Origin of the sequence: Streptomyces sp. CCM_MD2014 (genome assembly GCF_000772045.1) — a bacterium.
GTDB classification, from domain to species: domain Bacteria; phylum Actinomycetota; class Actinomycetes; order Streptomycetales; family Streptomycetaceae; genus Streptomyces; species Streptomyces salinarius.
Genome location: NZ_CP009754.1, coordinates 6,537,021 through 6,558,098, shown reverse-complemented (window position 1 = coordinate 6,558,098; position 21,078 = coordinate 6,537,021). Strand labels below are relative to the sequence as shown.

The window sequence follows — 21,078 nt, the reverse complement described above, 5'->3', positions numbered from 1 at the left end:
GCTCATGCCCGGAGATTACGCACTCGAAACCAGCGAGTAACGGCTGCGAGTGGCGACTACTTATGCGGAGAGCCGCATAGGTTCGAGCCGGGCTATCCTACGGCCGTTCCGAACAGGCTGCCCAGGAGATACGTCACACCGGCCGCCGCGCCGCCCAGCGCGAGCTGCCGCAGGCCGCTGTACCACCAGCTGCGGGCCGTGACCTTGGCGACCACCGCACCGCACAGGAACAGTCCGGCCAGCGCGAGCAGTACGGCGGGCCACAGCGCACTGGCGCCGAGCAGGAACGGCAGGACGGGGAGCAGGGCGCCCAGCGCGAAGGAGCCGAAGGAGGAGACGGCCGCGACGGTGGGCGAGGGCAGGTCGGAGGGGTCGATGCCCAGCTCCTCGCGGGCGTGTATCTCCAGCGCCTGCTCGGGGTCGCTGGACAGCTGGCGGGCGACCTCGCGGGCCAGCTCCGGCTCGACGCCGCGCGCCTCGTAGAGCGCGGCCAGCTCGGCCTCCTCGTCCGCCGGGTGCTTGCGCAGCTCGCGGCGCTCCACGTCCAGCTCGGCCTCGACCAGCTCACGCTGGGAGGCGACGGAGGTGTACTCGCCGGCGGCCATGGAGAAGGCGCCGGCGGCCAGACCGGCGAGCCCGCTGATGACCACGGTCTGCTGGCTCGCCGTACCGCCCGCGACACCGGTCATCAGGGCGAGGTTGGAGACCAGTCCGTCCATGGCGCCGAAGACGGCGGGGCGCAGCCAGCCGCCGTTCACGTCGCGGTGGGTGTGGTTGTCGCGGTGCGCCTCGTGCAGCGCCGCCTCGGTCTCGATGATGGCCATGAGGGATCCCCCGGAAGCTAGTTTGGACTCATTCCACTTTTTAACAACACCCAATCTACGCCGATCATTTCCGCCTCGCCAGCAAGGAAAGGCTGGGCTTACCTGCGGCTTTACCTCTCTACACTCATTCGTGATCATGCTTGCTCACATGTCGACCGGGTGACGCTGCGCCCGGTTCGGCTGCGGTGCGCACCGCACCGGGGACAGATGTGCCGAGGGAGAGGAGAGGCCGCATGGCATCCACCGCCTGCATTCCCCCGGTCCCCGCGCCCCAGGGCGCCGTCGGGCTCCGCGACCGGGCCCGGGGCGCGCTGCTCGGGCTGGCCGTCGGGGACGCCCTCGGGGCGCCGGCCGAGAACATGAAGCCCTCGGAGATCCGCGCCCGCTGGGGCCGCATCACGGGATACGTGGCCGACCGGCCCGCCGGCACCGACGACACGGAGTACGCGATCTTCTCGGGCCTGCTGCTGGCCCGGCACGGCGCCGCGCTCACCCAGGCCCATGTGGAGACGGCCTGGCACGAGTGGATCGCGGACCGGGAGGAGGGACCGTTCCGGGGCGCGGGCTTCAGCGAACGCGGCACCCTGGAGAACCTGCGCCGGGGCCTGGCCGCCCCGATCTCCGCCCAGCACCGGCACGCCTGGAGCGACGGGCTGGCGATGCGGGCCGCGCCGCACGGTGTGTTCGCCGCCGGGCGCCCGGCGGAGGCGGCCCGGCTGGCGGCCGTCGACGGCTCGGTCAGCCACGAGGGCGAGGGCATCTACGGCGGCCAGGCGGTGGCGGCGGGCGTCGCGGCGGCGATGGCCGGGGCGTCGACCGTCGCGGTGGTGGCCTCCGCGCTGGCCGTCGTCCCGGACGACTCCTGGACGGCGCGCTGTCTGCGGCGCGCGATGACGGCGGCCCACCGTGGCGAACGCGCGGTGCGCTCCGCGGTCGTCATCGGCGGCTACCCGTGGACCGACCTGGCCCCCGAGGCCGTCGCCCTCGCCTTCGGCGCGTACGCGGCGGCGGACGGCGACTTCACGGACGCGGTGCTGACGGCCGTCAACATGGGCCGCGACGCCGACACCACGGCCGCGGTGGCCGGCGCCCTGGCGGGCGCGACCCGGGGCGTCCACGCCATCCCGCCCGACTGGGCCGCCGCCATCGGCCCGGCCCGCGGCAGCTGCCTGCCGACGATGGCCGGCCACCACGTCCTGGAGGTGGCGGACCTGCTGACGCGGGAGGCGCCGCCGGGCGCGGGGCACGCACCCGGCCTCACTCGGCGGGCCCCCGGCACCGCGGACGCGGGCCCCGTGGGCACCGCCTCCGCCGCGGGTCCGCCCGTCCGGGGCGCCGACGAGGCGACGGAGGTGAGGACGTGAGCAGGGCACGCGGTGAGGTCCGGGCCACGGGCGTCACGGCGTACGTCGAAGGACCCGGTGCGCCGGAGGCCAGCGGGTTCGCGGGGAGCGGGCACCGGCCGGGAGCGGAGCCGGACTCGGCCGTGGCGTCCGGCGCGGCGGTGTCGCTCGCCGACCGCATCGAGGGGCTGCTGCTCGGCCTCGCCGCCGGAGACGCCGCCGGCTGGCCCGCCGCCCGGCACCGGGCCGCCCGGATGCCGGAGTGGACGCGCCGGCTCACCCGCGAGCTGGACACCTTCGCCGAGCAGAACGCGACCACCACCCTCCCCGTCCCCATCGCCCTGAACCAGCCGCCGGAACCGCTGCGCCTCGGCCCCTCGGACGACGCCGAGTGGGCGGCGTTCGCGGCGGAGGCGGTACTGCGGGCGGGTGACGACAGCCTGCTCGGGGACCTGAGCCGCGACCGCCGGATGCGCGCCGCGATCGACCTGACCTGGAACGCCGTCGCCAGCGAGGTCTCCGCGGCGGCCGACCGCGCCCCCGAGGTCGAGTCGGCGGTCCTGCCCCTGCGCGCCCGCATCTCGGTGCGCGCCGGGCTCGGCAACCTCGCCACCGGTCTGCGCCCGCCCGCCACCGGCCACGACAACCCGCACTACTTCGACGACGCCGCCTGCGTACGGGCCTGCGTCCTCGCCGTCGCCCACCCGGGCGCCCCGCGCCCCGCCGCCGACCTCGCCGAGTTCGACGCCCGCTACACCCAGGACGGCGACGGCGTGCACGGCGCCCGGGCCATGGCGGCGGCGCTGGCGTGCGCCCTCGACGGCGCCGGTGTGGACGTCTGCACCGCGGCCGCGGTCGCCGAGCTGCCCGAGGCGACGGAGATCGGCCGCAACGCCCGCCAGGCCCTGGCCCTCGCGGCGGACGCCGAGAGCACCTTCGCCCTGGTCCCGCTCCTCGAGCACCGCATCGTCGACCACGTCTACAGCTACGGCATCGCCGCCGCCGAGACCGTCCCGGTCGCCCTCGCCCTGGCCCACGCCGCCCGGGGCCGCATCGCGGAGGCGGTGCCGGCGGCGGCCTGTCTGTCCCGGGTCGCGGACTCCGCCCCCGCGCTGGCCGGCGCCCTCACCGGCGCGCTCGGCGGCGGCACGTCGCTCCCCGCGTCCTGGCGGGACGCCTGCCGCACCCTGCCCGGCTGCGTGCTGCCCCGGCTCACCGGGACCGACCTGGCCGAACTCGCCGCTCTCCTGCACGCCACTCAAGCGTCCCGACCGGAAGGACGAGGCACCGCGCCATGACCTCCACGACCTCCACGCCGCCCGAGCACGGCACCCCCACGCCCCTCGACGAGCGTGTCACCGGCGCCCTCGTCGGCGCCGCCGTCGGCGACGCGCTCGGCGGCCCCGTCGAGGGCTACTCCCCCGAGCAGATCCTCGAACGCCACGGCGGCCGCGTCCACGGCGTCGTCGGCCCCTGGAGCGGCGACGCCTGGCGCACCGCCCGCCCCCTCGCGCCGTACCACAAGGGCGACGGCCACGTCACCGACGACACCCTGATGACCCACGCGCTGGTCCGCGTCTACGGCACGGTCCGCGACCACCTCGACGCGTACGCGGTCGCCGAGCACCTGGTCCCCGACCTGATCACGAACCCGCGCTGGATCCCGGAACTGGAGGCCGAGGCGCTCCCGCTCCAGCGGATCTTCCTCGCCGAGAAATGGCTGGTCGCGCGCATCCACTACGGCCACGTGGACCCGCGCGAGGCCGGCACCGGCAACATCGTCAACTGCGGTGCCGCGATGTACATGGCCCCGGTCGGCCTGGTCAACGCGGCGAACCCCGCGGCGGCCTACGCCGAGGCCCTGGACGTCGCGGGCGCCCACCAGTCGTCGTACGGCCGTGAGGCGGCCGGCGTCTTCGCGGCCGCGGTGGCCGCGGCGTGCGAGCCGGAGGCGACTCCGGACTCCGTGGTGGCCGCCTGCCTGGCCCTGGCCAAGGACGGCACCCGGGCGGCGATCGGTGCCGTGTGCGACGTGGCCGCCCGCCACTCGGACTTCGAGTCGGCGCTGGCACCGCTGCGGGCGGCGGTGGCCCCGTACGACACCGTGGGCCCCGACTACCGCGCCCCCTCGCTCGGCGCCCGCCGCCCCTCGCGCCTGCACGCGATCGAGGAACTTCCCGTCGCCCTCGGCATGCTGCTCGTCTCCGGCGGCGACTTCCGGCACGCGGTGCTCGGCGCGGTCAACTACGGCCGCGACTGCGACTCCATCGCCACGATGGCGGGCGCGCTCGCCGGAGCCCTGGGATCGCCGGTGCCCGAGGACTGGGCCAAGACCGTCGCGGAGGCGAGCCGCCTGGACCTGTGGGCACCGGCGGTGACGCTCACCGAGGTCGCACGGGAGGTCTTCGAGCGGGACGTGCGCGGACGGCGCGCGCACGAGGAGGCGTTCGCCGCGATCGGGGGTGCGGGATGCTCCGGCTGACCTGGGTGCAGCCCGAGGACCTGGTCGGACACGAGCTGCGCCAGGCGCGGCTGGACGGCCGCGACGCGGGGGCGGTCGCGGCCCGCTGGCGGGCGGCGGGCGGCGGCGAGGCGCCACCCCGGGCGGGTGCCTCGGCCCGTCCGGTCTCCCCCCGCCTGCGCCGTCTCGCGGAAGACCTCCTGGACGAACTGGCCCGCCTGCCGTGCCCGTCGGCGGACGACGAGCCGACGGACATCGGCCGGATCGGGGCGCTGTGCCCCGACTGGCCGTCCCCGCGCCCCGCCGGCGCCGTGTCCCGCGCCCGGCTGGAGGCCGCCTGGCTCGGCCGCGCCGCCGGCTGCCTGCTGGGCAAGCCCGTCGAGAAGCTGCCCCTGACCGGCATCCGCCGCCTCGGGCGGGCCGCCGGCAACTGGCCCCCCACCTCGTACTTCACGGCCCGCGGCGTCCCCCGCGACCTGCTCGCCGCCTACCCCTGGAACCGCCGGTCCGCGCCCACCTCCCTCGCCGAGAACATCGACGGCATGCCGGAGGACGACGACCTCAACTACCCGCTCCTGAACCTGCTGCTCCTCCAGCGCCACGGCAGGGCCTTCACCACCGACGACGTGGCCCGCCTCTGGCTCGACGAACTCCCGCCCGGCCGCACCTTCACCGCCGAGCGCATCGCCCACCGCAACCTCCTCACCGGCCTCGAACCCCCGGACACCGCCCGGCACCGCAACCCCTTCCGCGAGTGGATCGGCGCCCTGATCCGCGCCGACGTGCACGGCTGGACCAACCCCGGCGACCCGGCCGCCGCGGCCGGACAGGCGCACCGCGACGCGATCCTCAGCCACACGGCCAACGGGGTCTACGCGGCGATGTTCGCGGCGGCCGTCATCGCCACCGCCGCCCCCGACGACGCGCCCGACGTCCACGCCTGTCTGCGCGCGGGCCTCGCGGTCGTACCGCCCGGCTCACGTCTTGCCGGGGCCGTCCGGCACGCCGTACGGCTCGCGGGCGCGCACGACGACTTCGACACGGTCGTGGACGAGCTGCACGCCGTGCACTCCCCCGCGCACCACTGGGTGCACGCCGTTCCCAACACCGCCCTGATCGCCGCCGCGCTCACGCACGCGGACGGCGACTTCACCGGCTCGGTCTCCCGCGTGGTCTCCGGCGGCTGGGACACCGACTCCAACGGCGCCACCGTCGGCGGCGTCGCCGGGCTGCTCGCCGGTTCCCCCGCCGCGCTGCCCGAGCACTGGACGGCCCCGCTGAAGAACCGCCTGGCCACCTCCGTCGGCGACTTCGACGGCACCGGCTTCGACACCCTCGCCCACCTCACCCACCGGGAGGCCACCCGCCCATGCCCGAGCCCGACGTGACCTCCGCGACCGCCGCCCCCGCCGCTTCCCCGGCCCCGCTGACCGGACTGCGCGTCCTCGACCTCGCCACCCTCTTCGCGGGGCCGCTCGCCGCCACCATGCTCGGTGACTTCGGCGCCGAGGTGATCAAGGTCGAGCACCCCACCCGGCCCGATCCCTCCCGGGGGCACGGCCCGTCGAAGGACGGGGTCGGGCTGTGGTGGAAGCTGCTGGGCCGCAACAAGCACACGATCACCCTGGACCTGTCGAAACCCGCCGGGCGCGCCACCTTCCTCCGGCTCGCCGCCACCGCCGACGTCGTCGTCGAGAACTTCCGGCCGGGCACCCTGGAGAGGTGGGACCTGGGCTGGGACGAGCTGTCCGCCGTCAATCCGCGCCTGGTCCTGACCCGGGTCACCGGCTTCGGCCAGTTCGGCCCCTACGCGCGCCGCCCCGGCTTCGGCACCCTCGCCGAGGCCATGAGCGGGTTCGCCGCGATGACCGGCGAGCCGGACGCGCCGCCGGTGCTGCCGCCGTTCGGCCTCGCCGACTCCATCGCGGCGCTGGCGACGGCGTACGCGGTGATGACCGCGCTGGCCGCCCGGGAGCGCACCGGCGAGGGCCAGGTCGTCGACATGGCGATCATCGAGCCGATCCTGACCGTGCTGGGCCCGCAGCCCCTCTGGTACGACCAGCTCGGCCACGTCCAGCCGCGCACCGGCAACCGCTCGCAGAACAACGCCCCGCGCAACACCTACCGCACCGCCGACGGCACCTGGGTCGCCGTGTCCACCTCGGCCCAGTCGGTCGCCGAGCGGGTGATGCGGCTGGTGGGCCGCCCGGAGCTGATCGACGAACCCTGGTTCGCGACGGGTGCCGAGCGGGCCCGGCACGCGGACGTGCTGGACGCGGCGGTGGGCGACTGGATCGCCCGGCACTCCCGCGCCGACGTGCTCGCCGCGTTCGAGAAGGCCGAGGCGGCCGTGGCGCCGGTCCAGGACGTGCGGGACGTGATGGCCGACCCGCAGTACGGGGCCCTGGACACCGTCACCACCGTCGACGATCCCGAGCTGGGCCCGCTGCGGATGCAGAACGTCCTCTTCCGGCTCTCCGCCACCCCGGGCGCGATCCGCTGGGCGGGCCGCCCGCACGGCGCCGACACCGAGGAGGTGCTGGCCGGGCTGGGGCTCACCCCGGCGGACGTGAAGGAGCTGCGCGAGGAGGGCGTCGTATGACCGCACCCCCGGCCGCATCCCCGGCCGCACCCCCGCTGACCTGGTTGTACGCCCCCGGGGACCGGCCCCGGGTGGTGGCCAAGGCGCTGGCCGCCGGCGCCGACGTGGTGGTGGTCGACCTGGAGGACGCGGTCGCCGCCGACCGCAAGGAGTACGCCCGCGACGCCACGGCCGAGCTGCTCGCCGAGCCGCAGCCGGTGCCGGTGCACGTCCGCGTCAACGCCCTGGACGGTCCGCTCGCCGCCGCGGACCTGGCGGCACTGGCCGCGCTGCCGGGGCTGTCCGGGCTGCGGCTGCCCAAGGTGACGGCGCCGGAGCAGGTCACCGCGGTCGCCGAGGGCACCGGCGGGCCGCCGCTGTACGCCCTGCTGGAGACGGCCCTGGGGGTGGAGCGGGCGTACCGTATCGCCGCCGCCCACCCGGCGCTGCGCGGCATCGCCCTCGGTGAGGCGGACCTGCGGGCCGACCTGGGCGTGCGCGGGGACGCCGGCCTGGACTGGTCGCGCTCGCGGGTGGTCGTGGCCGCGCGGGCGGCGGGCCTGGCGCCGCCCTCCCAGACGGTGCATCCGGACACCCGGGACCTGGAGGGCCTGGCGGCGTCCTGCGCCCACGGGCGTGCCCTGGGTTTCCTGGGGCGGGCCGCGATCCACCCCCGCCAGCTGCCGATCATCGAGCGGGCGTATCTGCCGACCGAGCGGGAGCTGGAGGAGGCGGAGACGATCGTGAAGGCGGCCACGGCGCAGCCGGGCGCCCAGGCGCTGCCGGACGGCCGGTTCATCGACGCGGCGGTGGTGGCGACGGCCCGGCGCACCCTGTCGCTGGCCCGGCGGCCCACGCTGTCCTGAGCTCCCGCCCGCACACACGCCGAGGGCGCCCGGGAAGTCCCGGGCGCCCTCGGCGGCACGTACGTCGGGCGGGGTCAGCCCTTCTTGGCGGAGTCGGCGCCGTTCGTCACACCCTCGGCGTCCTTCGCCTCCTCGGCGTCCGCCGTGTCGTCCGGGTCCTCGGGGGCCTTCGCGGCCTCGGTCCCGCGTGCGGGGTCCGTGTCCTTCTCCGCGGTGTCCGGGGCGTCGCCACCGGCGTCCGCGGAGGCCGCCGCCCCCGCGTCCTTCTCCCCGTCGGGCCCGGCCTTCCCGTCGGCGGTCTCCGCGCCCGGCTCCACCACGGCCTCCCGGCCCGGCCGCATCCGCGCCGAGAGCACGATGTACAGCACGGCGAGCAGGAACACGAGGAGCGCGGTCCAGTTGTTCAGACGCAGGCCGAGGATGTGGTGGGCGTCGTCGACGCGCATGTACTCGATCCAGAACCGGCCCGCGCAGTACGCCGCGACGTACAGGGCGAAGGCCCGCCCGTGGCCCAGCCGGAAGCGGCGGTCGGCCCAGATGACGAGCAGCGCGACGCCGATGCACCACAGCGACTCGTACAGGAAGGTCGGGTGGTAGGTGCCCGGCACCCGCCCGTCGGCCGTCGAGGTGATCTCCACGGCCCACGGCAGGTCGGTCGCCTTGCCGTACAGCTCCTGGTTGAACCAGTTGCCCCAGCGGCCGATGGCCTGCGCGAGGACGATGCCGGGGGCGACGGCGTCGGCGTACGCGGGCATCGGGACGCCCCGGCGCCGGGCTCCGATCCAGGCGCCCACCGCGCCGAACGCGATCGCGCCCCAGATGCCGAGTCCGCCCTCCCAGACCTTGAAGGCGTCGACCCAGTCACGGCCCTCGCTGAAGTACAGCTGGTAGTCCGTGATCACGTGGTAGAGGCGTCCGCCGACCAGGCCGAAGGGAACGGCCCAGACCGCGATGTCGGCCACCGTGCCCGGCCGCCCGCCCCGGGCGATCCAGCGCTTGTTGCCGAGCCAGACGGCAACGAAGACGCCGATGATGATGCAGAACGCGTAGCCGCGCAGCGGGATGGGACCGAGGTACAGCACCCCGCGCGACGGGCTGGGAATGAAGGCAAGTTCCATGGCAGGGTCGACGCTACCGTGTCGGACGGGGAGCGCGGCGGGCAGCCCGGCTACGGGTCCGTAACGAGCAAGCGCGCTACTTGTTGGCCTCCTCCACCATCTGCTTCAGCTTGGCCGGGGTCATGGAGCGGTCCTGATAGATGTTCTTGCCGTCCAGGAGCACCGTGGGGGTGCCGCTGAAGCCGCCGTCCTGGAAGGCCTTGTTGGACTTCTCCACCCAGCTGTTGTGCCTGCCGTTCCTCACGCACTCCTGGAAGAGGGTGGTGTCGAGGCCGTCGACCTTGCCGGCCAGGTCGAGCAGCTTGTCCTCGTCGGCGAACGCGTCGTCGGTCTCCGGCGGCTGGTTGTCGTACAGCACGTCGTGGTACGCGGGGAACTTCCCGGCGTCCTGGGCGCAGGCCGCGGCGTTGGCCGCCTTGCGGGAGCCGGTGCCGCCCATGTTGCCGTCGATGATCGTGGCCAGGTGGTATTCCACCTTGAGCTTCCCCGCGTCGGTCAGCTCGTGGACGGTGTCGCGGTACGCCAGCTCGAAGGCCTTGCAGGCCGGGCAGCGGAAGTCCTCCCAGACGGTGAGCTTCGACTTGGCGCTCTCCTCGCCGACGGGGATCGCGAGGCCGTCCTTGCCCTGCGCGCCCGAGGGCACCACGACCGGGCCGGTCGACTCGGTGCCGTCGTCCTTGCCCGCGTTCGCCGCGATCACGCCGATCACCGCCGCGAGTCCCAGGACGCAGACCACGCTCGCGCCGACGATCAGCGCACGGCGGCGCTTGTCCCTGGACTTCTGCTTCGCGCGCTCGGCCGCCAGCTTCTCGCGGGCGCTGCGCTTTCCCTGTCGGTTCTTCTCGCTCACACCCCGCAGAACGAACCGGGGAGGCGCAGCGCGCCTCCCCGGCCCCAGGTCCACTCGTACGAGGGACCCCTGTCATGTGCCCGTCCGGCAGATGCGGGCTCTCACGCCTGTCCGCGCACGCCCTTCGCCAGGTCGGCGGCGAGCGCCCGGACGCCCTCGACACCGGCCGCGTCGTCGGGCGCGTCCAGCATGCGCTTGACGAAGGCCGAGCCGACGATCACGCCGTCGGCGAACCGGGCGACCTCGGCGGCCTGGGCGGCGTTGGAGACGCCGAGGCCGACGCAGACGGGGGTGTCGGTGGTGGCGCGGGTGCGCCGCACCAGGTCCTCGGCCTGCGCCCCGACCGACTCGCGGGTGCCGGTGACGCCCATCAGGGAGGCGGCGTAGACGAAGCCGCTGCCGGCCGCGGTGATCTCGGCGAGTCGCGCGTCCTTGCTGCTGGGCGCCACCACGAAGACCGTGGCGAGCCCGTGCTTGTCCGCGTGCTCCCGCCACAGCGCCGACTCCTGGACCGGCAGGTCGGGCAGGATGCACCCGGCGCCGCCCGCCTCGGCCAGCTCGGCGGTGAAGCGCTCCACGCCGTAGCGGTCGATCGGGTTCCAGTACGTCATGACGAGGATCGGCCTGCCGGTGGCCTCGTGCGCCTCGCGGACCGTGCGCATCACGTCGGCGATCTTCACGCCGCCGCGCAGGGCGATGTCGTCGGCGGTCTGGATCACCGGGCCGTCGAGCACCGGGTCGCTGTGCGGCAGGCCCACCTCGACGACGTCGGCGCCGCCGTCGAGGGCGGCCTTGACCGCCTCGATGCCGCCGTCCACGGTCGGGAAGCCGGCCGGGAGGTAGGCGATCAGGGCGGCGCGGCCCTCGGACTTGGCGGCCGCGAGGGTGTCGTTCAGCAGTTGTACGTTCCCGCTCACTTGGCGTCCCCCTCGATCTCCGCGGCGCCGGTCTCGTCGGCGGCGACCTCGGCGTCGGTGTCGTACAGCCCGAAGTAGCGGGCGGCGGTGTCCATGTCCTTGTCGCCGCGGCCGGACAGGTTGACCACGATCAGCCCGTCCTTGCCCAGCTCCTTGCCGACCTCCAGGGCGCCGGCCAGCGCGTGGGCGCTCTCGATGGCCGGGATGATGCCCTCGGTGCGCGACAGCAGGCGCAGGGCCTGCATGGCGGCGTCGTCGGTGACCGCCCGGTACTCGCCGCGGCCGGAGTCCTTGAGGTGGGCGTGCTCCGGGCCGATGCCCGGGTAGTCCAGGCCGGCCGAGATCGAGTACGGCTCGGTGATCTGGCCCTCGTCGTCCTGGAGGACGTAGGACCGGGAGCCGTGCAGGATGCCGGGCTCGCCCGCGGTCAGGGTGGCCGCGTGCTCGCCGGTCTCGACGCCGTGCCCGGCGGGCTCGCAGCCGATGAGGCGGACGCCGGCGTCCGGGATGAAGGCGTGGAAGAGGCCGATGGCGTTGGAGCCGCCGCCCACGCAGGCGATCGCGGCGTCGGGCAGGCGTCCGGCCTGCTCCAGCAGCTGGCGGCGGGCCTCGACGCCGATGACGCGGTGGAAGTCGCGGACCATCGCCGGGAAGGGGTGGGGACCTGCGACGGTGCCGAACAGGTAGTGGGTGCGGTCGACGTTGGCGACCCAGTCGCGGAACGCCTCGTTGATCGCGTCCTTCAGCGTGCGGCTGCCGGACTTCACGGCGATGACCTCGGCGCCGAGCATCCGCATCCGGGCCACGTTGAGGGCCTGGCGACGGGTGTCGATCTCGCCCATGTAGATGGTGCAGTCGAGGCCGAACAGGGCGCAGGCCGTCGCCGTCGCCACGCCGTGCTGGCCGGCGCCGGTCTCGGCGATGACGCGGGTCTTGCCCATGCGCTTGGTGAGCAGGGCCTGGCCGAGCACGTTGTTGATCTTGTGCGAGCCGGTGTGGTTCAGGTCCTCGCGCTTGAGGAAGATCCTGGCTCCGCCCGCGTGCTCCGCGAAGCGGGGCACCTCGGTGAGGGAGGACGGGCGGCCCGTGTAGTGGACGAGCAGGTCGTCCAGTTCGCGGGCGAACTCCGGGTCGGACTTCGCCTTGTCGTACTCGACGGCGACCTCGTCGACGGCGGCGACGAGGGCCTCGGGGATGAACTTGCCTCCGTAGGCGCCGAAGTAGCCGTCGGCGGAGGGGACTTGGCCCTCCGGGTCGGGGATGAAGAAGTTACTGGGCATGCGTGAACCTCACGGTGAGTGTCTGGTGGTGACTGTTCGCCGTGGGGGCGGGGACTGTGTGCCGGCTGCGGACCGGCCGTGGCTGGTCGCGTCCACGCGCCGGAGTCACAGATTCAACGAGGCCCCGCGCCCCTTGTGGGGCGCTTGAGCCATCGCATGCCGTTTACCTGCCCCGGCTCGTCGCCGATGACGTACCGCACCCGGCGGCCGTGCACCCTGCGTGCGGGCGCGCGGCAGCCTCGGGGCCGGCAGCCGCGCGCGAGGCGGGCGTACGGGTCCCGGGGGGCCGGAGTGAGTACGGGGGTCATCGGGGTCAGCCTACCGGCGTGTCAGCCCCGGCCGTGGCGGAGTGCCGGGTGCTCGCCGGCCGCCACCAGGTCGGAGACCGCCGTCTTGGGGTCGCGGCCGGTGACCAGGGACTCGCCGACCAGGACGGCGTCGGCGCCCTCGTTGGCGTAGGCGATGAGGTCGTGCGGGCCGCGGACGCCGGACTCGGCGACCTTGACGATGTGCGCGGGGATCTCCGGGGCGACCCGTTCGAAGGTGCCGCGGTCGACCTCGAGCGTCTTCAGGTTGCGCGCGTTGACGCCGATGACCTTGGCTCCCGCGTCCACCGCGCGCTCGACCTCGTCCTCGTCGTGCACCTCGACGAGCGGGGTGAGTCCGATGGACTCGGCGCGCTCGATCAGCGACTCCAGGGCCGGCTGCTCGAGGGCCGCGACGATCAGCAGCGCGAGGTCGGCGCCGTGCGCACGGGCCTCCCACAGCTGGTACGAGGTGACGATGAAGTCCTTGCGCAGCACGGGGATGTCCACGCGCGCGCGGACCGAGTCCAGGTCGGCGAGCGAGCCGCCGAAGCGGCGCTGCTCGGTGAGGACGGAGATGACGGCGGCGCCGCCCGCCTCGTAGTCGGCGGCGAGTCCGGCCGGGTCGGCGATGGCCGCGAGCGCGCCCTTGGAGGGGCTGGACCGCTTGACCTCGCAGATCACCTTGACGCCGTCGCCGCGCAACGCGGACACGCCGTCCTGGGCGGGGCGTGCCTTGGCCGCGCGCTCCTTGAGCTCGTCGAGGCTGACGCGCGCCTGCCGCTCCGCGAGGTCGGCACGGACTCCGTCGATGATCTCGTCGAGCACACTCACGCGAGCGGCCCCCTTTCAGACGGCAAAACGTGTGGTCACTGTGATGGTATCCGGAGCCGGGCACCGGTCTCGCATCCGCCTGATCGCGATCCCACTACCTGGACACTCCATGGATGATCAAGGGATCAGCCAGCCACCGAACGGCAGGTTCCGGACAACGGTGAAAACCACCAGCACCGTCCCCAGCGTCCACAAGTGGACCGGTCCGAGGTCTACCCGCACCGGACGGCCCCGGGCCACGCGGACCACCCAGACGGTCCACAGGACGGCGAACCCCAGGTAGGCGAGGACGGCGGGCGCGTTGGCGTGCAGCGCGGCCGTCAGGTCCCCGTGGACGAAGGCGTGGGCGCTGCGCAGGCCGCCGCAGCCGGGGCAGTAGACGCCCGTGAAGCGCAGCAGGGGGCAGACGGGGTAGTGGCCGGGCTCGTACGGGTCCACGCTGCCGACGTAGGCGAAGGCCCCGGCGACGGCCGCGAGCACCCCGGCGGGAACGGCCAGGCGGAGGGCCGTGCCGCGGAACTGGGGGGTGCTGGTCCGGCCGGGTTTCCCGCTCTCGACGTCCACGCCCCGCATTCTGCCCCCGGCGGCCTCCGCGCGCACGTGAGGGGCGGTCCCGGCACCCGGGTGCCGATCCGCCCCTCAGGGAGGTCCGTGACCGCCGTGTGGTCAGCCCTTGGCGCCGGCCTGCGCGTGCTCGCCGGAGACCTGGTGCACGGAGTGGTTCTGCTTCGGCTGGCCGAGGCCCATCATCTTCATGATGTAGCCGACGACACCACCGAGGAGCACGACCGCCATGCCGGCCCAGAAGCCCCACGGCTGGGCCGCCACCATGAACATGCCCGCGATGCAGAAACCGATGAAGGCGATGATGACACCGGTCCAGGCGGCCGGGGTGTGACCGTGGCTGCTGCCCGCCATTGCTTGCTCCTCGTTGCTGTGTGCCATGTCTGAGCAGGACGCTCGCACCCATTGTCCCGCACGGGCGCACGGGCCGTGAGCGGGGGTGCGCCAGCGGGTGAACCCGGGTGCCGGCACGGGTCAGGCGCTGGTGGGGTCCTCGCCGCGGTCGATGGCCTTCCACAGGTCCTCGGGGCGGTCCGGGTCGACGGTCTGCGGCCTGCGGCGCGGGCGCGGGGTGCCGTCGCGCTCGTAGCGGCCGGACATCGCGGGCCACAGCCGGCCGTAGCGCAGCGCGAGCAGACCGGCCAGCAGGAGCAGGGCTCCGCCCACGGCCGCCACGTACGGCCAGGCCGTGTGGGAGAGCGCCTCGACGGTGGCCGAGGTGTCGCCGGCCGCCTTGGCCGCCTGGTCGTCCAGGGCGGAGCCGTCGGAGGCACCGACCAGGGCGGCGGCCACGGTGCCCGCGCCACTGAGCGCGAGGACGGCGGCGACTGCGAAGCGGCCGGCGCGGCGGACGGCGAAGACGGCGACGAGCGCGGCGAGGCCGACTATGGCGAGCGCCGCGGGCACGCCCGTGACGTCGCTGCCCTTGGCGGTCAGCGGGAAGGCGCCGCCGGCCACGGTCGCGGTGCCCTCCGCCCACTCCTGCCGGGTGGCGAGCAGGGCGACGGCGGCGCCGAGCGCGCCGCACAGCAGGGCGACGGCGAGGCTCCGGCGGCCGGCCCGGGCGGGTCCTGCGGCTGGGGTGCGGGGGTGAGGAACGGCTGTCACGTACTCCACTATCACCCGAACCCCGGGCGAACCGTCACCCGGGGTTCCGAATCTCCGACGTGAGAATCACCCCACCGCTGCCGCCGCTCGGGCCTGTCGCGTCAGCCGGTTGGCCGTGTGCACGGCCCGCAGCACCGCCGCCGCCTTGTTGCGGCACTCGGTGTCCTCGGCGACCGGGTCGGAGTCGGCGACCACGCCGGCGCCCGCCTGGACGTACGCCGTGCCGTCGCGCAGCAGCGCCGTGCGGATGGCGATGGCGGTGTCGGAGTCGCCCGCGAAGTCGAGGTAGCCGACGCAGCCGCCGTACAGACCGCGCCGGGAGGGTTCGAGTTCGTCGATGATCTGCAGGGCGCGCGGCTTGGGCGCGCCGGAGAGGGTGCCGGCCGGGAAGCAGGCGGTGAGGACGTCGAAGGCGGTGCGGTCCGGGGCGACCCGGCCGGTGACCGTCGAGACGATGTGCATGACGTGCGAGTACCGCTCGACGGACATGAAGTCGACGACCTCGACGGAGCCGGGTTCGCAGACGCGGCCGAGGTCGTTGCGGCCGAGGTCGACGAGCATCAGGTGCTCGGCGCGCTCCTTGGGGTCGGCGAGCAGTTCGTCGGCGAGGGCCTGGTCCTCCTGCGGGGTGGCGCCGCGCGGGCGGGTGCCGGCGATGGGGTGCACCAGGGCGCGCCCGTCCTCGACCTTGACCAGCGCCTCGGGGGACGAGCCGACGACGTCGAAGCCGTCGAGGCGGAGCAGGTACATGTACGGGGAGGGGTTGGTGGCCCGCAGCACCCGGTACACGTCGAGGGCGCTCGCCGTGCAGGGCGTCTCGAAGCGCTGGGAGGGGACGACCTGGAAGGCCTCGCCCGCGCGGATGCGCTCCTTGATGTCCTCGACGGCGTCCTGGAAGTCGGGGCCGCCCCACCGCGCGGTGTACTCGGGCAGCTCGGAGGGCGGCAGCGCGGCCGGTGGCTGGGCGACCGCGAGGGTGAGGTCGGATTCCATGGCGTCCAGGCGGGCGATCGCGTCGGCGTACGCCTCGTCGACGCCGGTCTCCAGGTCGTTGTGGTTGATCGCGTTGGCGATCAGCAGGACCGAGCCCTCCCAGTGGTCCATGACGGCGAGGTCGCTGGTGAGCAGCATGGTCAGCTCGGGGAGCTCGAGGTCGTCGCGCTCGCCGGGGCCGACCTTCTCCAGGCGGCGCACGATGTCGTAGCCGAGGTAGCCGACCATGCCGCCGGTGAAGGGCGGCAGGCCCAGGTCGTGGGCGAGGTCGCGCGGGGTGTGCAGGGCCTCCACGGTGGCGCGCAGGGCGGCGAGCGGGTCGCCGTCGGTGGGGACGCCGACGGGCGGGGTGCCCTGCCAGTGGGCCTGCCCGTCCTTCTCGGTGAGGGTGGCGGCGCTGCGGACGCCGACGAAGGAGTACCTGGACCAGGAGCGTCCGTTCTCCGCGGACTCCAGCAGGAAGGTTCCGGGGCGCTTGGCGGCGAGCTTCCGGTACAGCGCCACGGGGGTGTCGCCGTCGGCGAGGAGCTTGCGGCTCACCGGGATCACCCGGCGGTCGGCGGCCAGCTTGCGGAAGGTGTCGAGGTCCATGTCATGCGTGACGTCCATGGCGGCAGACCCTACTGATCCGCGCCGGGCGCGTCCGTGCCCGCGGCGTCCTCGGCGAGCAGCACGTCGGCGTCGAAGCAGGTGCGGGCGCCGGTGTGGCAGGCGGCGCCCACCTGGTCGACCTTGACGAGCACGGTGTCGGCGTCGCAGTCCAGCGCCACGGACTTCACCCACTGGAAGTGGCCGGAGGTGTCGCCCTTGACCCAGTACTCGCGGCGGCTGCGGGACCAGTAGGTGCAGCGTCCGGTCGTCAGCGTGCGGTGCAGCGCCTCGTCGTCCATCCAGCCGAGCATCAGCACCTCCCCGGTGTCGTACTGCTGGGCGATGGCGGGCACGAGGCCGTCGGCGCTGCGCTTGAGGCGGTCGGCGATCTCCGGGGCGAGGGGGCTGGGCCGCCCGGGGCCGCCGCCGGTGGGGGAGCTGCTGGTCATGCGCCCATTGTGCCGCGCGGGACGGACACGCCCGGGAGATGTCCATTGGGCGGACCCGGCCGGGCGCCGTAGGCTGACCGCATGTCGACTTTCGCCAAGCGTGAACGGCTTCTGCTCGCGGACCTGTTGGAGACGGCGGGTCCGGACGCGCCGACTCTGTGCGAGGGCTGGCGGACCCGTGACCTGGCCGCGCACGTGGTGGTGCGCGAGCGCCGGCCGGACGCCGCCGGGGGCAGCATGATCAAGCAGCTGGCGTCCCGCCTCGACCGGGTGATGGAGGAGTACGGCGCGAAGCCGTACGAGGAGCTGCTCCAGCTGATCCGCACGGGCCCGCCGCGCTTCTCCCCCTTCCAGCTCAAGCAGGTCGACGAGGCGGCGAACACGGTCGAGTTCTACGTCCACACCGAGGACGTCCGCCGGGCCCAGCCCGACTGGTCGCCGCGCGAGCTGGACCCGGTCTTCCAGGACGCCCTGTGGTCCCGCCTGGAGCGCGCCGCCCGGCTGATGGGCCGGGGCATCCCGACCGGCCTGGTGCTGCGCCGCCCGAACGGCCAGACGACGGTCGCCCACCGGGGCACGCCGGTGGTGACGGCCACCGGCGAGCCGTCCGAGCTGCTGCTGTTCGCGTACGGCCGGCAGGACGCCGCGAAGGTGGAGCTGGAGGGCGAGAAGGCGGCGATCGCCAGGCTGCGGGAGACGAAGCAGCTCGGGATCTGATCGCCGGTTCGCTCACTTCGGCAGCTCGGCCCGCCGCACGCCGGGCGCGCACAGGGCGACGACCCCACCGAGGCCGCAGACGGCGGCGCTGACGGCGAAGACCGGGCCGGTGCCCCAGACACCGATGGCGGCCGCGGACAGGGGCATGCTCAGCGGCGCGATCCCGAGGCTGACGATGCCGCCGACGGCGGTGACGCGCCCCAGGTAGGCGGGGTCGGACTGGGTCTGCAGCAGGGCGCCGCACATGGCGCCGCTGAGCCCCGTGAGCAGGCCGACGAGCACCGCCGTGCCGACGGCCACGGGGAGGCCGGGCGCCTGGGCCAGGGCGGCGATCGCGCCCGCGCCGGGGATGATGGCACCGGCGGCGACACACCCGGCGCGCGGCAGGCGCCCGCGTACGGTGAGCAGCAGGGCGGCGACTCCGGCGCCCGTGCCGAAGCCCGCGAGCACCCAGCCCATCCCGGACGCTCCCCAGCCCCGTTCGTCCGCGAGCAGGGTGAGGCCCACGTTGAGGGGGCCGACGAAGCCGAGGTCGCCGAGGGCGATGGCGATCATCAGCGGGCCGAGCACACGGTGCCGGCGGACGTAGCGCAGCCCGCCCACCAGGTCCCGCCAGGCGGTGGTCTGCCGTACGTCGCTCGCGTCGTCGGCGGGCAGGTCGCGCATCCGCACGGAGACCAGCAGCGGCACCGACACGGCGATCAGCAGCCCGGCGAAGGCGAAGGCCGCCGCCGCGCCGCCGACCGCCACGCCGAGCCCGCCGAGCGGTGCGCCCACGACGGCGGCGAAGCGGATGGCGAGGCCGCGCATGCCCTGGACGCGGGCGAGCTGGTCCTTGCCGGTGATCCGCGCCGGAAGCGCTCCGACCGCGGGCATGAACACGGCGTCGACGGTGCCGAAGACGACGGCGAGCAGCGCCAGGAGCCACAGCCCGGGGTCGGCCGCGAAGAGCACGGCGGCGACCGCGAGGACGGTGAGGCACCGTACGGTGTCGCTGCCGATGACGACCCGGCGCGGCCCCAGCCGGTCGGCGACCACTCCCCCGCCGAGCATGAGCAGCGCCCGGGGCACCGCGCTGACGGCGGTGACGAGGCCGGCCTGCGCGGGGGTGCCGTTCTGCACGGCGGCCCAGGACAGCGCGAGGAAGAACACCGTGTCGCCGACCATGGACGCGGTGTAGGCACCGACCCAGCGCAGGACGTTGGGGTCGCGGTGGGCGGGAAGGGAGGCGGCGGGTATCGGTACGTCCGTCACGGACGTCGCCTCGGACACGCCCACCGACCTCCCCTTCCCCACTCGTGATCCCGCTCGGGCCGTCTGCGCCACCCCGGTCTGCGCACCTCGGGCCCCGCCCGCGGTGGCAGCGGGCCGGCGCCGACGGACGGTGCTCCGGACTGCCTACCGGACGGGGTGGCCCGCCTCGCGCAGGCTGTTCTTCACCTCGCCGATCCGCAGGTCGCCGAAGTGGAAGACGGAGGCCGCCAGGACCGCGTCCGCGCCCGCCTCGACCGCCGGGGCGAAGTGGGCGAGGCTGCCCGCGCCGCCCGAGGCGATCACGGGGACGCTCACGTGCTTGCGTACCGCCGCCAGCATCTCCAGGTCGTAGCCGTCCTTGGTGCCGTCCGCGTCCATCGAGTTGAGCAGGATCTCCCCCGCGCCCAGCTCTGCGGCACGGTGCGCCCACTCCACCGCGTCGATGCCGGTGCCGCGGCGGCCGCCGTGGGTGGTCACCTCGAAGGTGCCCGCCTCGGTGCGGCGGGCGTCGACCGACAGCACGAGGACCTGGCGGCCGAACCGCTCGGCGATCTCGCGGATCAGGTCCGGGCGGGCGATGGCGGCCGTGTTCACGCCCACCTTGTCCGCGCCGGCCCGCAGCAGCTTGTCGACGTCCTCGGCGGTGCGCACCCCGCCGCCGACGGTCAGCGGGATGAACACCTGCTCGGCGGTGCGGCGCACCACGTCGTAGGTCGTCTCGCGGTTGCCCGACGAGGCGGTGATGTCCAGGAACGTCAGCTCGTCGGCGCCCTCGGCGTCGTACACCTTGGCCATCTCGACGGGGTCGCCCGCGTCGCGCAGGTTCTGGAAGTTGACGCCCTTGACGACCCGGCCGTTGTCCACGTCCAGGCAGGGGATGACTCGGACCGCCAGGGTCATGAATCCACGGCTCCTCTATACGCTTCCACTTCGACTGACACCAGGACCCGCGAGTCGATGAAGCCCTCCACGACCAGCAGGGTCGTGGCCGGGCGTACGGAGTCGAACAGCTCCTTGTGGGCGCGGCCCACCTCGTCGACGTCGCGCGAATGTGCCAGGTACACACGGGTCCGGATCACGGCCTCGATGCCGAGACCGAACTCGCCGATCGCCTCGAGGGCGGTGGCGAAGGCCACCTTGGTCTGCTCGTACGGGTCGCCCTCGCCGTACAGCACGTCGCCCTTGAAGGCGGTGGTGCCCGCAACGACGACCCGGTCGCCCGCCGCCACGGCGCGTGCGAAACCGAAGGACTCTTCCCAGGGACTGCCGCTCTGCACGCGCCGTACGGTTTCGGACGTCATGTCGACACAGCCTCCAGGGCCTCTTCCAGCGTGAACGCCTTCGCGTAGAGGGCCTTCCCGACGATGGCCCCCTCGACACCGGCCGGGACGAGTCCGGAGATGGCGCGCAGGTCGTCCAGGGACGACACGCCGCCCGAGGCGACGACCGGGCGGTCGGTGGCCGCGCAGACGTTCTTCAGGAGCTCCAGGTTGGGGCCCTGGAGGGTGCCGTCCTTGGCGATGTCGGTGACGACGTACCGGGCGCAGCCCTCCTTGTTCAGGCGGTCCAGCGTCTCGTAGAGGTCTCCGCCGTCGCGGGTCCAGCCGCGGCCCCTGAGCGTGGTGCCCCGTACGTCCAGGCCGACCGCGATCTTGTCGCCGTGCTCGGCGATGACCTTGGCGACCCACTCGGGGGTCTCCAGGGCTGCGGTGCCCAGGTTCACGCGGGTGCAGCCGGTGGCGAGGGCGGCGGCGAGGGTGTCGTCGTCGCGGATGCCGCCGGACAGCTCGACCTTGATGTCCATGGCCTTCGCGACCTCGGCGATCAGCGCGCGGTTGTCCCCGGTGCCGAAGGCCGCGTCCAGGTCGACCAGGTGCAGCCACTCGGCGCCGGAGCGCTGCCAGGCGAGGGCGGCCTCCAGCGGGGAGCCGTAGGAGGTCTCGGTGCCCGACTCGCCGTGCACGAGGCGGACGGCCTGGCCGTCGCGGACGTCGACGGCGGGGAGGAGTTCGAGCTTGCTCATC

The 21,078-nt window shown here is 74.3% G+C and carries 23 protein-coding genes; 7 read left to right on the top strand and 16 right to left on the bottom strand.

All coding sequences use genetic code 11. The features are described from left to right. Positions 1-92: 92 nt before the first annotated feature. Complete coding sequence (locus NI25_RS29145) at positions 93-824, bottom strand: VIT1/CCC1 transporter family protein (RefSeq protein ID WP_061445294.1); 732 nt, start codon at positions 822-824, stop codon at positions 93-95. A gap of 233 nt (positions 825-1,057) precedes the next feature. Between NI25_RS29145 and NI25_RS29140 the strand changes: the two genes are divergently transcribed. The 6 genes from NI25_RS29140 to NI25_RS29115 are packed head-to-tail and all read left to right on the top strand — an operon-like array spanning position 1,058 to position 8,075. Then, positions 1,058-2,188 carry an ADP-ribosylglycohydrolase family protein gene (locus NI25_RS29140; RefSeq protein ID WP_078884768.1) on the top strand — a complete coding sequence of 377 codons (1,131 nt, stop codon included), beginning with the start codon at positions 1,058-1,060 and terminating at the stop codon, positions 2,186-2,188. Beyond that, on the top strand, positions 2,185-3,465 hold the full coding sequence (locus NI25_RS29135; RefSeq protein WP_061445293.1) for an ADP-ribosylglycohydrolase family protein: 1,281 nt from the start codon (positions 2,185-2,187) through the stop codon (positions 3,463-3,465). Before NI25_RS29140 ends, NI25_RS29135 begins: the two co-directional genes overlap by 4 nt. After that, positions 3,462-4,649: an ADP-ribosylglycohydrolase family protein gene (locus NI25_RS29130; protein WP_061445292.1), complete on the top strand. Its 1,188-nt coding sequence runs from the start codon at positions 3,462-3,464 to the stop codon at positions 4,647-4,649. Before NI25_RS29135 ends, NI25_RS29130 begins: the two co-directional genes overlap by 4 nt. Further along, a complete protein-coding gene (locus NI25_RS29125) occupies positions 4,637-6,016 on the top strand; it encodes an ADP-ribosylglycohydrolase family protein (RefSeq protein WP_061445291.1) in 1,380 nt (459 codons plus the stop codon). The genes NI25_RS29130 and NI25_RS29125 overlap by 13 nt, the downstream gene beginning before the upstream one ends. Next, on the top strand, positions 5,998-7,230 hold the full coding sequence (locus tag NI25_RS29120; protein ID WP_061445290.1) for a CaiB/BaiF CoA transferase family protein: 1,233 nt from the start codon (positions 5,998-6,000) through the stop codon (positions 7,228-7,230). The genes NI25_RS29125 and NI25_RS29120 overlap by 19 nt, the downstream gene beginning before the upstream one ends. After that, complete coding sequence (locus tag NI25_RS29115) at positions 7,227-8,075, top strand: HpcH/HpaI aldolase/citrate lyase family protein (RefSeq protein WP_061445289.1); 849 nt, start codon at positions 7,227-7,229, stop codon at positions 8,073-8,075. The genes NI25_RS29120 and NI25_RS29115 overlap by 4 nt, the downstream gene beginning before the upstream one ends. A 74-nt stretch (positions 8,076-8,149) precedes the next feature. On the opposite strand, the gene lgt is transcribed toward NI25_RS29115, so the two are convergent. From lgt to hisI, 11 genes are all read right to left on the bottom strand, one after another. Next, positions 8,150-9,193 carry a prolipoprotein diacylglyceryl transferase gene (gene lgt, locus NI25_RS29110; RefSeq protein WP_061445288.1) on the bottom strand — a complete coding sequence of 348 codons (1,044 nt, stop codon included), beginning with the start codon at positions 9,191-9,193 and terminating at the stop codon, positions 8,150-8,152. Between the two features lie 76 nt (positions 9,194-9,269). Next, positions 9,270-10,043: a DsbA family protein gene (locus NI25_RS29105; RefSeq protein ID WP_061445287.1), complete on the bottom strand. Its 774-nt coding sequence runs from the start codon at positions 10,041-10,043 to the stop codon at positions 9,270-9,272. A gap of 101 nt (positions 10,044-10,144) precedes the next feature. Further along, complete coding sequence (gene trpA / locus NI25_RS29100; protein WP_061445286.1) at positions 10,145-10,960, bottom strand: tryptophan synthase subunit alpha; 816 nt, start codon at positions 10,958-10,960, stop codon at positions 10,145-10,147. Beyond that, positions 10,957-12,240, bottom strand: a complete 1,284-nt coding sequence (gene trpB / locus NI25_RS29095; protein WP_061445285.1) for a tryptophan synthase subunit beta — start codon at positions 12,238-12,240, stop codon at positions 10,957-10,959. Before trpB ends, trpA begins: the two co-directional genes overlap by 4 nt. Positions 12,241-12,353: 113 nt before the next feature. After that, positions 12,354-12,548 carry a tryptophan biosynthesis modulator TrpM gene (gene trpM / locus NI25_RS40835; RefSeq protein ID WP_061445284.1) on the bottom strand — a complete coding sequence of 65 codons (195 nt, stop codon included), beginning with the start codon at positions 12,546-12,548 and terminating at the stop codon, positions 12,354-12,356. Positions 12,549-12,569: 21 nt separating this feature from the next. After that, positions 12,570-13,379 (bottom strand): indole-3-glycerol phosphate synthase TrpC, encoded by an 810-nt coding sequence (gene trpC / locus NI25_RS29085; protein WP_061445283.1) that lies wholly within the window; start codon positions 13,377-13,379, stop codon positions 12,570-12,572. 117 nt (positions 13,380-13,496) lie between these two features. Further along, a complete protein-coding gene (locus NI25_RS29080; protein WP_061445282.1) occupies positions 13,497-13,952 on the bottom strand; it encodes a DUF2752 domain-containing protein in 456 nt (151 codons plus the stop codon). Positions 13,953-14,045: 93 nt separating this feature from the next. Beyond that, a complete protein-coding gene (locus tag NI25_RS29075; protein ID WP_061445281.1) occupies positions 14,046-14,297 on the bottom strand; it encodes an HGxxPAAW family protein in 252 nt (83 codons plus the stop codon). Positions 14,298-14,417: 120 nt separating this feature from the next. Beyond that, positions 14,418-15,059, bottom strand: a complete 642-nt coding sequence (locus tag NI25_RS29070) for a TIGR02234 family membrane protein (protein WP_061445280.1) — start codon at positions 15,057-15,059, stop codon at positions 14,418-14,420. Between the two features lie 57 nt (positions 15,060-15,116). Then, positions 15,117-16,652 (bottom strand): anthranilate synthase component I, encoded by a 1,536-nt coding sequence (locus NI25_RS29065; protein ID WP_107071883.1) that lies wholly within the window; start codon positions 16,650-16,652, stop codon positions 15,117-15,119. Positions 16,653-16,663: 11 nt separating this feature from the next. Then, entirely contained in the window at positions 16,664-17,083 is a 420-nt protein-coding gene (hisI, locus tag NI25_RS29060) for a phosphoribosyl-AMP cyclohydrolase (RefSeq protein WP_061445279.1), read from the bottom strand. A gap of 81 nt (positions 17,084-17,164) precedes the next feature. On the opposite strand from hisI, the gene NI25_RS29055 reads away from it, so the two are divergent. Next, positions 17,165-17,800 carry a TIGR03085 family metal-binding protein gene (locus tag NI25_RS29055; RefSeq protein WP_061445278.1) on the top strand — a complete coding sequence of 212 codons (636 nt, stop codon included), beginning with the start codon at positions 17,165-17,167 and terminating at the stop codon, positions 17,798-17,800. A 12-nt stretch (positions 17,801-17,812) separates the two neighbouring features. Here NI25_RS29055 and NI25_RS29050 read toward each other — a convergent pair whose 3' ends face one another. The 4 genes from NI25_RS29050 to priA form a co-directional block, all read right to left on the bottom strand. Further along, entirely contained in the window at positions 17,813-19,072 is a 1,260-nt protein-coding gene (locus NI25_RS29050; protein WP_199561043.1) for an MFS transporter, read from the bottom strand. Positions 19,073-19,198: 126 nt separating this feature from the next. Continuing rightward, positions 19,199-19,954 carry an imidazole glycerol phosphate synthase subunit HisF gene (gene hisF / locus NI25_RS29045; RefSeq protein ID WP_061445277.1) on the bottom strand — a complete coding sequence of 252 codons (756 nt, stop codon included), beginning with the start codon at positions 19,952-19,954 and terminating at the stop codon, positions 19,199-19,201. Further along, positions 19,951-20,355: a RidA family protein gene (locus NI25_RS29040; protein ID WP_061445276.1), complete on the bottom strand. Its 405-nt coding sequence runs from the start codon at positions 20,353-20,355 to the stop codon at positions 19,951-19,953. The genes hisF and NI25_RS29040 overlap by 4 nt, the downstream gene beginning before the upstream one ends. Further along, the gene (priA, locus tag NI25_RS29035; RefSeq protein WP_061445275.1) at positions 20,352-21,077 is read right to left on the bottom strand and encodes a bifunctional 1-(5-phosphoribosyl)-5-((5-phosphoribosylamino)methylideneamino)imidazole-4-carboxamide isomerase/phosphoribosylanthranilate isomerase PriA; all 726 of its coding nucleotides are present in this window, start codon (positions 21,075-21,077) and stop codon (positions 20,352-20,354) included. The genes NI25_RS29040 and priA overlap by 4 nt, the downstream gene beginning before the upstream one ends. Position 21,078: the final 1 nt, after the last annotated feature.

Coding starts and splice junctions, on each gene's coding strand:
- priA (WP_061445275.1), bottom strand. CDS start 21,077: ATGAGCAAGCTCGAACTCCTCCCCGCCGTCGACGTCCGCGACGGCCAG.
- trpM (WP_061445284.1), bottom strand. CDS start 12,548: ATGACCCCCGTACTCACTCCGGCCCCCCGGGACCCGTACGCCCGCCTC.
- NI25_RS29065 (WP_107071883.1), bottom strand. CDS start 16,652: ATGGACGTCACGCATGACATGGACCTCGACACCTTCCGCAAGCTGGCC.
- NI25_RS29055 (WP_061445278.1), top strand. CDS start 17,165: ATGTCGACTTTCGCCAAGCGTGAACGGCTTCTGCTCGCGGACCTGTTG.
- trpB (WP_061445285.1), bottom strand. CDS start 12,240: ATGCCCAGTAACTTCTTCATCCCCGACCCGGAGGGCCAAGTCCCCTCC.
- lgt (WP_061445288.1), bottom strand. CDS start 9,193: ATGGAACTTGCCTTCATTCCCAGCCCGTCGCGCGGGGTGCTGTACCTC.
- hisI (WP_061445279.1), bottom strand. CDS start 17,083: ATGACCAGCAGCTCCCCCACCGGCGGCGGCCCCGGGCGGCCCAGCCCC.
- NI25_RS29125 (WP_061445291.1), top strand. CDS start 4,637: ATGCTCCGGCTGACCTGGGTGCAGCCCGAGGACCTGGTCGGACACGAG.
- NI25_RS29130 (WP_061445292.1), top strand. CDS start 3,462: ATGACCTCCACGACCTCCACGCCGCCCGAGCACGGCACCCCCACGCCC.
- NI25_RS29040 (WP_061445276.1), bottom strand. CDS start 20,355: ATGACGTCCGAAACCGTACGGCGCGTGCAGAGCGGCAGTCCCTGGGAA.
- hisF (WP_061445277.1), bottom strand. CDS start 19,954: ATGACCCTGGCGGTCCGAGTCATCCCCTGCCTGGACGTGGACAACGGC.
- NI25_RS29140 (WP_078884768.1), top strand. CDS start 1,058: ATGGCATCCACCGCCTGCATTCCCCCGGTCCCCGCGCCCCAGGGCGCC.
- NI25_RS29120 (WP_061445290.1), top strand. CDS start 5,998: ATGCCCGAGCCCGACGTGACCTCCGCGACCGCCGCCCCCGCCGCTTCC.
- NI25_RS29145 (WP_061445294.1), bottom strand. CDS start 824: ATGGCCATCATCGAGACCGAGGCGGCGCTGCACGAGGCGCACCGCGAC.
- NI25_RS29115 (WP_061445289.1), top strand. CDS start 7,227: ATGACCGCACCCCCGGCCGCATCCCCGGCCGCACCCCCGCTGACCTGG.
- NI25_RS29075 (WP_061445281.1), bottom strand. CDS start 14,297: ATGGCGGGCAGCAGCCACGGTCACACCCCGGCCGCCTGGACCGGTGTC.
- NI25_RS29080 (WP_061445282.1), bottom strand. CDS start 13,952: ATGCGGGGCGTGGACGTCGAGAGCGGGAAACCCGGCCGGACCAGCACC.